This is a genomic window from Kitasatospora sp. NPDC008050 (assembly GCF_042957465.1).
Lineage (GTDB): Bacteria > Actinomycetota > Actinomycetes > Streptomycetales > Streptomycetaceae > Kitasatospora.
In genome coordinates this window covers 50764-64696 of record NZ_JBIBIJ010000011.1, presented here as the reverse complement: position 1 = coordinate 64696, position 13933 = coordinate 50764, and the positions used below count along the sequence as shown (strand labels likewise).

The 13933-nt window shown below is 72.0% G+C and carries 9 protein-coding genes; 2 read left to right on the top strand and 7 right to left on the bottom strand.

Annotated features, from left to right (window positions below):
* Window positions 1-185 precede the first annotated feature (185 nt).
* Window positions 186-3101 carry a BTAD domain-containing putative transcriptional regulator gene (locus ACFZB9_RS22135; protein ID WP_391449611.1) on the top strand — a complete coding sequence of 972 codons (2916 nt, stop codon included), beginning with the start codon at window positions 186-188 and terminating at the stop codon, window positions 3099-3101.
* Here ACFZB9_RS22135 and ACFZB9_RS22130 read toward each other — a convergent pair.
* From ACFZB9_RS22130 to ACFZB9_RS22100, 7 genes are all read right to left on the bottom strand, one after another.
* Window positions 3004-3693, bottom strand: a complete 690-nt coding sequence (locus ACFZB9_RS22130; protein WP_391449608.1) for a response regulator transcription factor — start codon at window positions 3691-3693, stop codon at window positions 3004-3006. The two genes, ACFZB9_RS22135 and ACFZB9_RS22130, sit on opposite strands and share 98 nt — an antisense overlap.
* A gap of 46 nt (window positions 3694-3739) precedes the next feature.
* Entirely contained in the window at window positions 3740-4483 is a 744-nt protein-coding gene (locus ACFZB9_RS22125; protein WP_391449606.1) for a hypothetical protein, read from the bottom strand.
* Window positions 4480-5340 carry a hypothetical protein gene (locus tag ACFZB9_RS22120; protein WP_391449605.1) on the bottom strand — a complete coding sequence of 287 codons (861 nt, stop codon included), beginning with the start codon at window positions 5338-5340 and terminating at the stop codon, window positions 4480-4482. Before ACFZB9_RS22120 ends, ACFZB9_RS22125 begins: the two co-directional genes overlap by 4 nt.
* Before the next feature lie 14 nt (window positions 5341-5354).
* Complete coding sequence (locus ACFZB9_RS22115) at window positions 5355-6896, bottom strand: hypothetical protein (protein ID WP_391449603.1); 1542 nt, start codon at window positions 6894-6896, stop codon at window positions 5355-5357.
* Between the two features lie 37 nt (window positions 6897-6933).
* Window positions 6934-7209 (bottom strand): hypothetical protein, encoded by a 276-nt coding sequence (locus ACFZB9_RS22110; RefSeq protein WP_391449601.1) that lies wholly within the window; start codon window positions 7207-7209, stop codon window positions 6934-6936.
* Complete coding sequence (locus tag ACFZB9_RS22105) at window positions 7209-11621, bottom strand: FtsK/SpoIIIE domain-containing protein (protein WP_391449599.1); 4413 nt, start codon at window positions 11619-11621, stop codon at window positions 7209-7211. Before ACFZB9_RS22105 ends, ACFZB9_RS22110 begins: the two co-directional genes overlap by 1 nt.
* A 100-nt stretch (window positions 11622-11721) precedes the next feature.
* Complete coding sequence (locus tag ACFZB9_RS22100; protein ID WP_391449597.1) at window positions 11722-12018, bottom strand: WXG100 family type VII secretion target; 297 nt, start codon at window positions 12016-12018, stop codon at window positions 11722-11724.
* Between the two features lie 412 nt (window positions 12019-12430).
* Here ACFZB9_RS22100 and ACFZB9_RS22095 point away from each other — a divergent pair, with 412 nt between their 5' ends.
* Complete coding sequence (locus tag ACFZB9_RS22095) at window positions 12431-13786, top strand: ricin-type beta-trefoil lectin domain protein (protein ID WP_391449595.1); 1356 nt, start codon at window positions 12431-12433, stop codon at window positions 13784-13786.
* Window positions 13787-13933 lie beyond the last annotated feature (147 nt).

Here is a 13933-nt window from a genome sequence, read left to right as displayed (position 1 = left end):
GGACCACCTCGGGACCACCCCGGAGCCAGTACTGCGGAACTGGCTCAGGAGCGCCCGGCAGACCCACGCCCACAGCCACGGGCGCCCGGGCGCCCGATGTCCTTACCGCATCACCAGGCTACGCAGAGCCGGAACAACGCCCCCACCCGCGCCGGAACTCTGCCTTCTCCGAGGGAGAGACCGTCGTGGAGGACGACTGCCTGAGGGTTGAGACCCTCGGACCACTGCGCGCCTATGCCCAGGGGCGAGAACTGCTTCTCGGCTCGCCGAAACAACGCGCGGTGTTCGCCGTTCTCGCGCTGAGTACCAACAGTGTCGTCTCCCGTGACGACCTGATCGACTCCGTCTGGGGCGAGTCGCCGCCGGCCACCGCGGCCGGCATCCTGCACACCTACGTGTCCGGCCTGCGCCGCGCGTTGAAGGGTCTGGGCGAGCCGCTGACCAGCACGGGACCGGGCTATGCGCTCCAACTCGACCCCGGGCGGCTCGACATCAAAGTGGTCGAACAGCTGGCGGATCAGGCTCGCAACAGCCGGGCCGAGCAGGACCCCACCGCCGCGGTCACCGCCCTGGACGAGGCGCTGGCCCGCTGGCACCCGGGCTCCGGCCTGGGCGGCCTGCCGGGTCCGTTCGCCGCCCAGCACCGCACGTGGGTGGCGGAGCTGCGGTTGCGGCTGCTGCTGGAGCGTGCCGAACTTCTCCTCGATCTCGAACAACCAGCCACAGTGGCCGACCAGTTGAGGACGTGCGTACCGGAGAACGGCTACCACGAGCGGCTGCGTGCCCTGCTGATGACGGCGCTGCGGCGCAGCGGCCGCACGGCCGACGCACTCGCGCAGTACCACGACCTGCGCAGGCTGCTCGCCGAGGACTTGGGGATCGACCCGTCGGCCGAGCTGCAGGCCCTGTACGCGTCGATCCTGACCGAGCCCGTCGCAGCTCGCGCCCGCCCGCGTGGCGAGGCGGTCGCCCCGGCGACCGCCACTGTCCTTCGGCCGGCGCAACTGCCCCGCGGCGTCGGCGGGTTCGTGGGGCGAGTCGCGTCGGTCCGGCAGGTGCTGGACGCGGCACGTACCGCCTCCGGTGGCGGCGGGGCCGAGGAGGCCGGGTGCCCGCAGATCGTGATGATCGTCGGAGTCGGCGGGGTCGGCAAGACCGCGCTGGCCGTCCACTGCGGTCATCTGCTGGCCGCCGACTACCCCGACGGCCAGCTGTACCTGAACCTCCGCGGCTTCGACCCCAAGCACCCGGCGAGTTCCCCCGTGGACGCCCTGCACCACCTGCTCACCTCGCTGAACGCCGGGAAGGTCCCGGCGGACCAGGAGGAACGGGTCGCGCTGTGGCGCAGCATCGTGCAGAACAGGCGCATGCTCATCGTGCTGGACAATGCCGCTTCCGCCGACCAGGTGGAGGACCTGCTACCGGGCGGCGGCCCCTCCTTCACCGTCGTGACCAGCCGCAACCGGCTCAGCGGCCTCGCGGTCCGGTACGCGGCCCGCCGGGTGTCCCTGTCCCCGTTCACCGCCGAGGAGTCGCTGCGACTGCTCCGCGACTCGATCGGGAGTGCCCGGGTCGGCGCCGAACCCTCGGCGGCACGGCGCCTGGCCGACCTGTGCGACCACCTGCCGCTGGCGCTGCGGATCGTCTCCGAGCAGGTGACCGCGGGCCCCCGCTCGCGGATCGCCGACCTGATCACCGACCTGGAGGATGTGCGGCGCCGGCTCGACGCCCTGCAGCTCCCGGACGACGAGCTGTCCTCGGTACGCGGCGTGCTCTCCTGGTCCTACGCCAGGCTCGACGCCACGGCCGCCCACGCGTTCCGCACGCTCGGGCTGTTCCCTGGCGTGGGCATCCGCATGGAGGCTGCCGCCGCGCTGCTGGACGTCCCGCCGTCGGCCGCGGCGACGGCGCTGCGGAGCCTGGCCGCCCAGCACCTGGTCGAGACCACCGGCAGCAGCTACTGGATGCACGACCTGACACGCATCTACGCCGAGGAGGTGTCCCGCGGCCACGGGACGAGCACCACACGTCGAGCGGCCCTGGAGCGGGTGCTGCGGTGGTACGTGAGGACCCTGACGCGGGACCACGGGAACCACGGGGACACCGGGGACACCGGGGACACCGGGGCCGGGCTCGCGCCGACCGGTCCGACCGAGGACGGCCACGGACCGTCGCGCTTCGACGACCAGCGGGAACGCGTGACCTGGTGCGCGCAGGAGCGGGACAACGTCGCAGCGCTGGTGCGCGCGGCACAGCGGATCGGCTGCCACGAGCAGGCCTGGCAGCTGGCCCACCTGCTCTTCGACTACGTCTGCACCGCCGGGCAGGCCCGGCCGTGGGTGGACACCCTCCTGATCGGACTGCGCAGCGCCGAGGTGACCGAGAACCGGCGGGCCCAGGCGGTCCTGCTCAACGACCTGGGGGTGGCCCACACGCGACTGGGCCGGCACGGTGCCGCGGTGGACCGGCTCCAGCACGGCCTGCACCTGCTGGCGGGTCCCGACGACGACGACCTGCGCTCCGGACTTCTGAGCAGTCTGGCAGCCGCGCTTCGGGAGGCGAAGGACTACGCGGCCGCGCTGCCCCACGCCCGAGCGGCCCTGGATCTGGCGCACCGCGTCGGGTCGGGGTACCACGAGGCGGGTTGCCTCGATGTCCTGTGCGAACTGCACGCCGACATGGGTGAGTTCGAGGAATCGTTACGCCATGGCAGGCCCGGCCTGACCGCGGCGCGCAGCTGGCGGAACGTGCCGGCCGAGGCCAACATCCTGATCAACCTGGGCGTGGCGGAACACGGGCTCGGCAACACCGAGAAGGCGCTGCGGTACCTGACGGACGCGCTCTCGCTGTCCGAGTCCGGCGGCGACCGCTACCACGAGGCCCTGGCCCTGTTCGCGCTCGCCCGGGTGCACGGTTCGGGCCCGGCCCGGCAGGCGACGCGCGGCCTGGCGGCCCGGGCGCTGCTGCGGCTCCAGGAGCTGGGGGCCGAGGAGGCCGCCGAGGTCACGGAGTTCCTGCGTGTGCTGGATGCCGATCCCCCACCGGTGACAGCCAGGAATCCGGTGCGTCGCGCCGGGGATCGGGTGCGTCGCGCCGGATAGCCCCGCCTCGCCGGTGCTGCTGCCAGATCAGCACCGCCTCGACCCGGTTGCCCGCTCCCAGGGCCCGGAAGATCCGGTTGACGTGGTTCTTCACGGTCTTCTCGCTGACGTGCAGTCGCGCGGCGATCTCGGCGTTGCGCGCGCCGCGGGACACCAGGGTCATCACCTCGTGCTGACGCTGCGACAGGGCGGCCACCGGGCTGTCGGCCCCGGTGTCCGGCACCGCGGCCAGCTGGGGCCGGCTCTCCGGGGGCGGGTCCTCGACCGCCGGCCGGCCGCCGACCTCCACCACGCTCAGCCGGTACTCCGCGCACAGCCGGCGAGCGGCCCGCACCCCGGCCGGGGCGACGGGGCCGGCCACACGCTCCAGCGCGGTCCCCACCGCGGCCTTGTCGGTGGCGGCCACGGCGACCGCTCCGACCGGCCCGAGTGCCGGTCTGACGGTGACCTCGACGTAGGGCATTCGGACGATGTCGACGGCCAGGTTCTTGCTGGCGAACACCTGCCGGATCTGGGCGAGGATGTCCGGGCTGGTGATGGCGATCCGCACGCAGGTGGAACCGGCCGGCACTGGGGTGGCGACGAGTGTCATACGCCCAGCGTGGCGGAGCCGGGTTCAGACATCCTTCAGGACCGGTTCAGACCGTGTTCGGACTCGGCTCGCCGGACATCGCGCCCTCCCCCGACCCCTGGGCCACTTCGGTCACTTCGGTCACTTGGGCGACCTGGGCGACCTGGGCCACTTCGGCCAGCTGGGCGAGCACCTCGTCCTCGGTGGGGACGTCGACGCGGTCCGCCCAGCGCAACGTCGACACGATCATGTCGAAGAGCAGCACGACGGCCTGCACCGGCGCGGCCTCGACGTCCCCGTCGGTCAGCACCGTGAAGGTCAGCAGTCCCCACACGCCGGGCGCGTCCGGATTGGACACGTAGTACGAGACCCGCCAGGACGGTGTCTTGCGCCGGAGCCGGCCGCTGTCGATGACCGAGGCCACCCGCACCGCCGGGGCACCGCCGATCTCCAGGTAGGTGCCTTCAGAGCCCGCGTCGCTGAGAATCGAGGCCAGCAGCTGCTCCGGGTCCTCGCTCTCGTCCTCGCCTTCGAGGACGGTCACCAGCATCGATCCGGGCAGCCGGATGCCGCTGAACTCCTGCAGCGGCAGCAGGACCGAGCGGGCGCTCTGCCGGGTGGCCTCGTCGGTCGCCTCGGTGAGTTCCTTGCGCAGCATCCGGCGCCACGGACCGGCCTTGTCCCGCGGCAGCGAGTCGGGCAGGTGGTGCTGGATCACATCCTCGATGACCCGGCGGCGCAGCGTGGTGGTGTCCGGCGTGGTGGGAATCTGCACCCAGCCGTCCGGCAGGACGAGTTCGAAGTCGATCATGCCGGTCCTCCCCCGGTGGCCGCGACCTCGGTGACCGCCGCTTCGGTGACCGCCGCTTCGGTGACCGCCGCTTCGGTGACCGCGACTTCGGTGACCGCCGCTTCGGTGACCGCCGCTTCGGTGGCCGCCGCTTCGGTGACCGCGACTTCGGTGGCCGCGGTGAATCCGAGCCGGGCCGGGCCCCCGTCGGTCGGAGCGCATTCGTCGGCTATCTGCTGCATCAACTGCTCGACTCCGTTGCCGATCAAGGCCATCAGTCCCATCTCGAAGACGAGCGTGGTCAGCGTGACGTCGATGCCGACGCTCGGCGCGCCGCCGGTCGGCGGCACGTCGAGGCGAAGCGCGGCGTGGACGCGTGCGTAGGCGGCGCCCTCCTCGCTGCGGCACAGGGCGAACACCCGCAGCCCGTCACCGATCGAGGTGGTCACGTAGTCGACCACGGGCTCGCGCGCGTCGCCCTCCATGCCGCGGGCACCGACCAGGTGCATGAGGTAGTTGGGATCCCCCGTCACGGGCCCGGTGAACTCCACGACCACCGGGACCGGCGCCCACCTGGGCCGGCCGTTCACGAACGCCGCGCCCCAGGCCAGCCGGGTCCAGGCGGGCAGCCCGTCCGCGCGTTCCAGCAGCCAACGGGCGGCATCACGTCCCAGCATCTCCGAGGTGAAGGGGAACTCCGCCCCGGCGTCGGCGGGCCAGGCCGCCCGCGCGGCGGCCATGCCCTCGGACGTCCACTCCTCGAACAGAGCAGCCAGGCGCTCGATCCACGCCTCGGGCGCCGGCTCGCCCGGTCGCACGGTCGGCACCCACTCCCAGTGCCACGGCTGCCGCGTCAACGCCAGCAGATCGTCGCTCATCGTCCCTCCCTTACTCACGTGGCGGGCACCTGGCCCGGCGGGTTGACCGCGGGGATCCAGCCCATCAGGCGCCCGCCGGTGTAGATGAATCCGGCGCCGAGGCCGAACGCGCCGTTCAGGCCGCCCCAGGCGAACCAGAGCGGCGAGATGTTGCCGAGGCCCCCCGCCTTCATGATGGCCGAGAGGTCGAGGGGGCCTTTCAGACCGGTGATGATGGCCGCGAAGTCCTTGCCGAACTTCGCCGGATCACTGAACAGGGTGGCCCACATGTCACCGGCGCCCTTGAGTTGCTCCCAGGCCGAGGCCCAGAACCCGGTGTCCGGGGTGATGACACCGAGCTTGCCCAGCACCCAGTTGGTGGCCGGATTGTTGAACCAGTCCGACAGGTTCTTCCAGTCGGCGGCCGCGTTCGGTCCCGGCGCCGCGGCCGGTGCCGGCTTGGGCAGGTTGTTCTGCCCGAACGGCCTGGAGAAGTTCGGCACCGGGCGGGGCGGGTTGTTCTGCCCGAACGGCCTGGAGAAGTTCGGTACCGGACGCGGGTTGTTCTGCCCGAACGGCCTGGAGAAGTTCGGGACACCGCCACCGCCACCTCCCCCGCCCCCGCCGCCGGGTGGCCGCAGTGGCACCATCTCGATGTTCTGGCCACCCCCGGTCACGATCGGCTTGGGCGTCTTACCGCCGAGGGCAGCTGCGGCCTTGGCGCCGGCGGACAGCCCCTTGCCTATCAGCGAGATGGCGGCGCCGGCGCCGGCCAGGCCCAGCCCGATCACCCCGAGGATGACGTCGACGACGCTGCCCTTGCCGTCGTGATAGAGCACGATGTTGGCGACCAGCGTGACCGCGCCGGCCACCACTCCGGCGATGACCAGCACGTCCACACCAGGGATGAGGATCGCGAGGGCGGCCAGGATCATGCCGATGATGGCGAAGATCTGGCTGATCTTGGCCATCACGGCGTCGAGCTTGTCCTTGTAGGAGTCGGTCAGCCCGTCGTCGTACCTCCTGGCGCTGACCGCGTCGCCGAAGCGCTTGCCGGCCACGTTGAGCGCGTCCAGCGCGTTGTTGAGCCGTGTCTTCGCCGCCGCCATGTTCGCGTCCGCATCGGACTTGGCCTTGTTCTTGTCGTTGCCCTTCTGCTGCTCCTCGGGGGTGGTGGTGCCGTCCTTGCTCTTCTGCGGATCCGGCATGCCGTTCGCCTTGGTCTGCGCGTTCTTGGCCGCCTCGGCGTCCGTCAGCGCACCGGCGGTCTCGGAGAGCCCCTGGTCCAGATCCGGCTCGTACTTGTTGATCTCGCCTGCGACGTCGTGGTACCGCACAGCGGCCTTGCTGAGTCTGTCGTTCAGCGAACTCGCCTCGGACTTCAGCCCCTGGACGTACTGGCCGGCGAGGCTGTCGCTGTTGGTACTGACGATCTGCTGCAGCTTGGCGGTCGCGTCATCGATGGTCGAGGCGATGAGGGCGTAGCGCTTCTGTGCCGCGCTCACCACGTCGGGGTCGGCGTGGACCGGGTCCGAGTGCCGGTCCAGCGGCGCCCAGTCCAGATTCCTGACGGACATTCAGTTCTCCTTGGCCTTGGTGCTCTTGTCCACCACGTCAGCTCTGGAACGTATTCATCAGCTGCGTCTCCGCCTGCGACCAAGAGGCGTCGATCTTGGTCACCTTGTCGCGCAGGGCCTTCATGTCCTTGACCATCGCGTCGCGGTGAACGGTCCAGTTGTCGGCGAAGTCGCCCATCGAGAGATTGGCGTTGAGCTGTCCCCAGAGCCCCTTGTCGTCGTTCTGGAAGTCCAGCGCCCCCTCGAACTGGCTGATCAGCTCGTTGAGGTCGTTGACCAGGTCCTGCAGGTCCTTCACCACGAGGTCTGCCATCACTGCTCCTGGTTGTCGTGAACGAGATTGTCGGGCGCGGGCTGAGCAGCCGGCGCCAGCGGGATCCGGGCGGCCAGCAGGCTGCCGCTCCCCAGGTGCACCAGGGCCGCGCCCGGTACGACCCGGGCGGCGACCTGGGAACGGGACAGCCGGACACCCAGCAGGTCGCCGTCGCCCATGTTGGGCGGCGACAGCAGCACGCCGCGCCGGTTCTTCTTGACCTCCGCCTGCCAGCCGGAGAAGCCGTTCGCCACCGAGGCGACCTCGCCGCCGATGATCACGCCTCGCTTGTTGCTGGAGGCCTTGCGGACGAACGTCTTCAGCCAGTCCCGGCACGGCAGGTCGCGCCACACCTCGGCGTCGTCGACCACCAGCACTACCGGACCGTCACCGGGGTCCAGCAGTTCGGCGAACTCACTCTCGGTGGGCGCCTCGTCGGTGAGGACGCCACGCACTCCGGGCCGGCCGGCGAAGCCGCGCAGCGGGGAGTTCATCGGGGCGCCGATGACCACCTCACACCCGCCGCGCAGCAGCGACTCGACCATGACGCTCAGTGCCGTGCTGCGCCCGGACCGGGACGGCCCGGCGACCAGGAAGGTCGGCTGATCGCCCAACAGATCGGCCCCGACCGGCTCCACGTCGTCGCCGGCCACCCCGATCAGTGCCCACATGGGGGGCGGGGTCCCGAGCATCTCCCACGCCTGCTCGAACGGCAGTTGGGTGGGCAGCACCGCGATCCGGTTGGGCCGCGCCGACTTCGCGACGCCCGCCTCGCGCTCGACCAGCCGCGCCGCCAGCGCCTGCACCGCGGCGACCTGCGCCGGGCCTGCCGGGTCGGCCGCCACCAGCGCGACCTGGGTCTCGATCGCGCTGACCGCGCGGTAACCGCGGCCCGGCGGCAGGTTCTCCGGCATCTTGCGCGGGTTCAGCCCGGCCAGGCTCGCGTCGCTGCGGTCCGACAGCCGCAGCACCAGCTTGTCGTCACAGAGTGAACTCAGCCGGCCGCTCAGCAGCATGTGGTCACCGGCGATGACCACGTGCACCCCGGCGCTGGCGCCTTCGCGGTGCAGGGTGTGGATCAGGTCGGTCAGCGCCCCGTTGTCGTACTCGCTGAGGGTGCCCATGAACCCTTCCCAGCGATCCAGCAGCAGCACGATGTGGGGCAGCCGCTCGTCGGCCGGCCTGGCCGCACGTTGCTCGGCCACGTCGGCGAAGCCGCCCTCACCGAGCAGGCGCTGACGGTTCTGCACCTCGTCGTGCAGGCGCTTGAGCAGCCGGGCGGCCCGGTCGGCCTCCGTACGCTGCACCACCGCGCCGCAGTGCGGCAGCCTGCTGAGCGGAAGCAGCGCGCCGTTGCCGCAGTCGAGCCCGTACAGGTGCAGGTCGGCGACGCTGGAGGCGCTGGCCGCGGCCGCCGCGAAGGTGCGCAGCGCCGCGGAGCGCCCGGAGCGCGGGGCGCCGACGATGTGCAGGTGCCCGAAGGTGGCCAGGTCCACCGTCACCGGTTCCTGGCGCTGCTGCGCCGGCAGGTCCTGGACCGCCCAGGAGAACGACGGATTCCCGGTCGCACCGCCGACCGGCTCCGTCGCCAGCTCGACCACCGGCGACAGCGGCAGCGGCGGCAGCCACGGCCGGCGCTGCGGGGCGATGCCCTGCATGTCGTTGGCCTGCCTGATCGCCGTCACCAGGACCGACAGGTCGGTCACCTCGTCGGTCTCGGTCGTGCTGTGCGGGCGTTGCGGCGCGGGCAGTCCCAGGTCCAGCCAGGAGACCGGCTGCAGGAACGGCGGGGCCACCGCGGCTGCCCGGTCGGCCCGCGGGCGGCGGCCGCCCACCCGGCCGGTCTGGAACGGGATCAGCGAGCTGTGCCCGAGTCGGGCGAAGGCCCGTCCCGGGGTCGCCGCCGAGATGTTCGCGGCCTCCCGGGCGTCGATCACATCGGTGCTCTCGCCGGCGTCCGTCACCCGCAGCGCGACCCGCAGGTTGGTGTTGGCGCGGATCTCCGCCGAGACCACACCGGACGGGCGTTGCGTCGCCAGGAGCAGATGGATGCCCAGCGACCGGCCGCGCTGGGCGACGTTCACCAGGCCGCTGACGAAGTCGGGCAACTCCCGTGCCATGGAAGCGAACTCGTCGATGACGATGAGCAGGCGCGGGATCGGCGTCAGTTCGGGCCGCCGCCCCGCGTAGTCGATGTAGTCCTCCAGGTCCTTCGCACCCGCGGCCGCCAGCAGGTGCTCGCGATGGGTCAGCTCGGCGCCCAGCGAGGTCAGCGCCCGTTCGACCAGATGCGTGTCCAGGTCCGTCACCAGGCCGACGGTGTGGGGCAGTTCGACGCAGTCCTTGAACGCGGCGCCACCCTTGTAGTCGACCAGCACGAAGGTCATGGCGTCCGGGCGGTTGGCCACGGCCAGTGAGGCCACCAGGGTCTGCAGGAACTCCGACTTGCCCGAGCCCGTGGTGCCGGCCACCAGGCCGTGCGGGCCGTGGTTGACCAGGTCGAGGGCGAACGGGCCGTTGAGCGAGTACCCGACCACGGCCTTGGTGCTGCGGCTCGAGGAGCGCCAGCGGGTGGCGATCGCGGCGGCGGTCGGATCCTCCAGACCGAGGACCTCGAGCAGGCGCGCGGCGCCCGGCAGCGCGGCCTCGCCCTGGGTCTCGCTGACATCACGCAGTGGCGCCAACTGGCGTCCGGTCGCCGCGTACCAGCTGTCCGCGACCTCGTCCGCGCGGATGCCGTCGATCTGCGCGGCGCGCTGCCGGCGGAGCGTGGCCGGCCGCGCCTCGCCCCCGACGACCACGGTCGCGCACTCCTCCGGCAGGGTGCGTTCGTCGGCGTCCACGCAGATGCTGTAGACGCCGACCGCGGGCCCTTCCTGAAGGATCGTCACCACTCCGGGCAGCGCCCGCAGCCGTCGGGCGCCGTCCATCACCACGACGACGTCCGGGTCGGCGAGCACGGCCCCGGAGCCGGCGTTGAGCCGCACCTGCTGGCGGGCGTTGATGAGCTCGATCAGTTCGGCGACCCGGTGGCCGAGCGTCTCGGCGTCCGCGCCCACCAGCGCCAGGGCCTGCTGTCCCAGCAACGGCCGGGTGTGCGGCAGCCAGGCCGCCCACTGCCACAGCGGCTCGCCCGCCGGGTCGGTCAGCACGTACAGCTGCACGTCGCGCGGGCTCTGCAGGACGGCCAGTTGGCCGACCAGCCAGCGGGCCATCCGGCGCGGCCAGCCGTCCGGCCCCGCGACGCCGACGACTCCGGTCTGCGCGACGGAGAAGTTGACGGGGACGTCCTGCGCCGCGCGCAGGTCCCGGTGGCGCTGGCTGCCCTCGCCCTCCTCGACCACGATCCCGGTGGGCAGGTCGGCGACGCCGACCCGCACCAGCAGGTGGTCCGGATCGGTGCGGCGGCGCTCCCAGAGCCGGGCCCGCGGACCGGTCGCGATGACGAGCAGCTCGGCCGGGTCCGGGCTGGCGGCGCGGCAGTCCAGCCGTTCCTGATCCAGCGCCGCCGCGATCTCGGCCTCGGTGGAAGCGAGTTGGGCCTGGTACTCGGCCAGCTGCCGCCGGTTGCCGAGCTTGCCCTGACGGCGCCCGCTGATCCAGTTCCCGACCATCATGACCGGCGACATCGCGGCCATCATCAGGAACATCGGGTTGTGCGACATCACCGCGATCAGGCCGCCGCCGACGGCGGGCAGACCGGCCGCCAGCCACGGCAGCGCGCTCGGGGCCGCCGGCTTGGGCTGGACCGGGATGCGAAACGCGGTGCGCTGCACCGGGGGGAGCAGCCGAGGAGGGCGGTTGTAGTCCAAGTACTCACCGTCGTGCGATGGTTCGACGACGGCATCCGGGCGCAGCAGCGGGTGCGCCTCCAGGATGGCGTCCCCGACCAGGAGTTGGACCGTCTCCCGCCAGCGCACCTCGCGGTCGGGCAACGGGGCCCGGTTGAGCAGGGCGGCGGGCGCGACGGCGCGCACGTGCACCGAGGCGTCCAGCGACACCCGGACGATGGCGGCCACCGCCGCCGGGTCACCGCCCTTGGTGACCTGGACACCGGCGCCGGTTCGGATCCGGTGCTCGCCCGCGTTGAGGTACCAGACCCGCCCGGCACCGTTGCCCGCCACCACTCGGATGGTGACCAGGCCGGCGCGGCGGCTCGGGAGCGGCCCCGGCCGGCCCAGCCACAGCACGGTGCCGTCGTGGATCCCGCTGTCCGCCAGGGGCTGGGAGAGGTCGAGCAGTTGATCAGCGAGATAGACCGCCGTCACGGGCGAGTCGCCGGTCGGCAGGGCCTGCGACACGTCGAGGCTGTCCAGCAGGTTCTTGACGACGTCGCGCAGGAGCGTGGTGGGATCGGCGTCCACGACCACGTCGGCCGACCAGTCCGGACGCCGGGCAATGGTGATCATCATGGGCATGGCTCCCAACCCCTCATGAGTCCGAGCGCCCGCGCCGCCGGTACGGGCGGCGCGGGGCACGCGTGCGGTTGCCCGGCCAACTCCGGGCCGGCGGCTACTTGTTGAGGGAATTGGTGAGCTGGGTGTCCATGTCGCGCATCGCCGCCACGGCCTTGTCGAGCCACTGCGACAACTGGTCCAGGGTGTCCATGGCCTGAACGGCCGAGGTGTTGAACTCGGTGTGCACCTCGTCGAACTTGCCCGACGCCTGGTCGGTGACGAAGCCGTTGGTGGTCAGGCTGTCGACGATCTGCCTGCACTGGTTGAGCTTGTCGTCGATGTCGGCCTTGTTGTTCCGCATCGTGGTCGCGGTGTCCGACAGCTCCTGATAGGTGACGTTCAGGTTCGCCATGGTGTGTGTCCCTTCTGGTGTTGCCGAGCGTCTCGACAGGCGTCGACACGTTCGGCACCGACGCCGTCGATGCTAGGAACGGACCCGAGGGCGGTCCAGAACCCCCGCTGCCGGCTTGGGCCCTGGGGCCCAAGCCAGGCACGTGCTCGGCGTTGACACCACTCGGGCGGGAAGAGCAACGTTCCGGGGAGGCCGAATTCCCCGTGCGCGCCGGTCGATTCGGCGCGGCCCCCGACGATGCGGCTTTGACGATGCGATTCTTGACGAGGAGACACAGGTGACACTGCTGAGCCGACCCGCTGATCGCGTTCCTCGCCGCGGCGACTGGCTTGCCCGGCTCCGTAGGTCGCGACGGGCCGAGCCGCGATCGGGCCCGCGGGCCGATCACGGTCTGTGGACCGTGGACCGGGTCATGCGCGTCCTGGCCACCGCCTGCGACCGCGAGAACCGCGGCGTTCCGGTGGCCCACGCCGTCGTCGTCGGGCCCGACACCGTCTGGCTCCGCCTGAAGACCCCCGATGTGCGGCCCCCCGCCGGGTGGACCGCCGAGCACGGCGGCCGGACCTGGCATGCGCAGCTGCGCCGGCTGCAGAGCGAGAGTGTGGCGGAGTCGCTGACCGAGCCGTACCCGCGGCTGGTCTCACTCGGCCACACCAGCAAGGGCTTTGTGCTGCTCAATCTCAGCGAGGTCGGTGGGATCATCAGCCTGGAGGGCGACGCCCGGCAGGCGAGGGCCCTGGCTGAGGACTGGACCCGCGAACTCACCACGAGCCCGTGGTCACGGGGTGTGCAGGTGGTCCGCATCGGGTTCAACCCCGGCACCGCGGAGCGGTTCGGATCGACCGAGGCACCGACCCTGGCCGACGGCGATGCCGCGATGGCCGACGAGCGCGGCGGGGTGGCGCTGCTGCTCGGTCTGCCCGGCGGCCGTGACCGCGAATCCGTCTACAAGCTGGCCAACGATCCGCAGGGACGATGGTCGGTGGTCGTCGTCGGCCGGGTCGACCATCCGCGGTGGCGCTTCACCGTCGACGCGACCGGCGTCGTGGACACCGGCATCCTGGAGGAGCCCGTGGCACGCCGGCTGGATCCGGGGGTGGAGGTACCTGCCCACGAGGAAGCCGAACCCGATCCCGCCGCCCACCCGCCCGCCGGGGCCGCGCCCGAAGGCCGCCGACGCGAGCGGGCGTTCACCAGCCGGTGGATCATCCTCGCGACCGTGGTCGTCTCCTGCCTGGTGGCCGGCGCCCTCGTTCTCACGCTGAAGGGCTCCGCACCACACTCCGCCCCCGTGGCCAAGGCCTCCGGCGACCAGGGGGTGCCCCAGGGAGCCGCCACCACGAAGCCGACGAAGAGCACCGCGCCCGCGAGCACGACGGCCGCCGGCAGCGGCGCGACCGCCGGCACGGTGAGCGCTCTGGTGAACCCCGGCACCGGCAAGTGCCTCAGCGGATCGGCCGGCTCGGACGGCACACCGCTGATCCTGGCGGCGTGTGACCGCGATGTGAACCAGCAGTGGGACGTCGCCCCGGACGGCACGATCCGGACGAAGGGCCTCTGCATGGACGCCGCCTGGGGCGCCACCAGCGCCGGCACGGTCGTGCAGATCGCGGTCTGCAGTGGCAACCCGGCGCAGCGCTTCTCCCCCAAGGGCGACACCCTCTACTCCGCACACGCCAACTTGTGTGCGGGCGAGGTGAACGGGGGCACGGGAATCCAGCTGCTCCCCTGCGACCAGAGCGGAGCCGAGGTCTTCAAGCCGTCCTGAGGCGCCACCACACGCCGCGGTCGGACCGAGGGTCCGTCGACCCGCCGCCCGGATGTCCGCGGGCGGCGGGTCGACGGCTAGGGGGCACAGGGGCCAGGGTCGGGGTCGGGGTCGGGATGCGGGGACGGGTCAGGGGTCAGGGGTCAG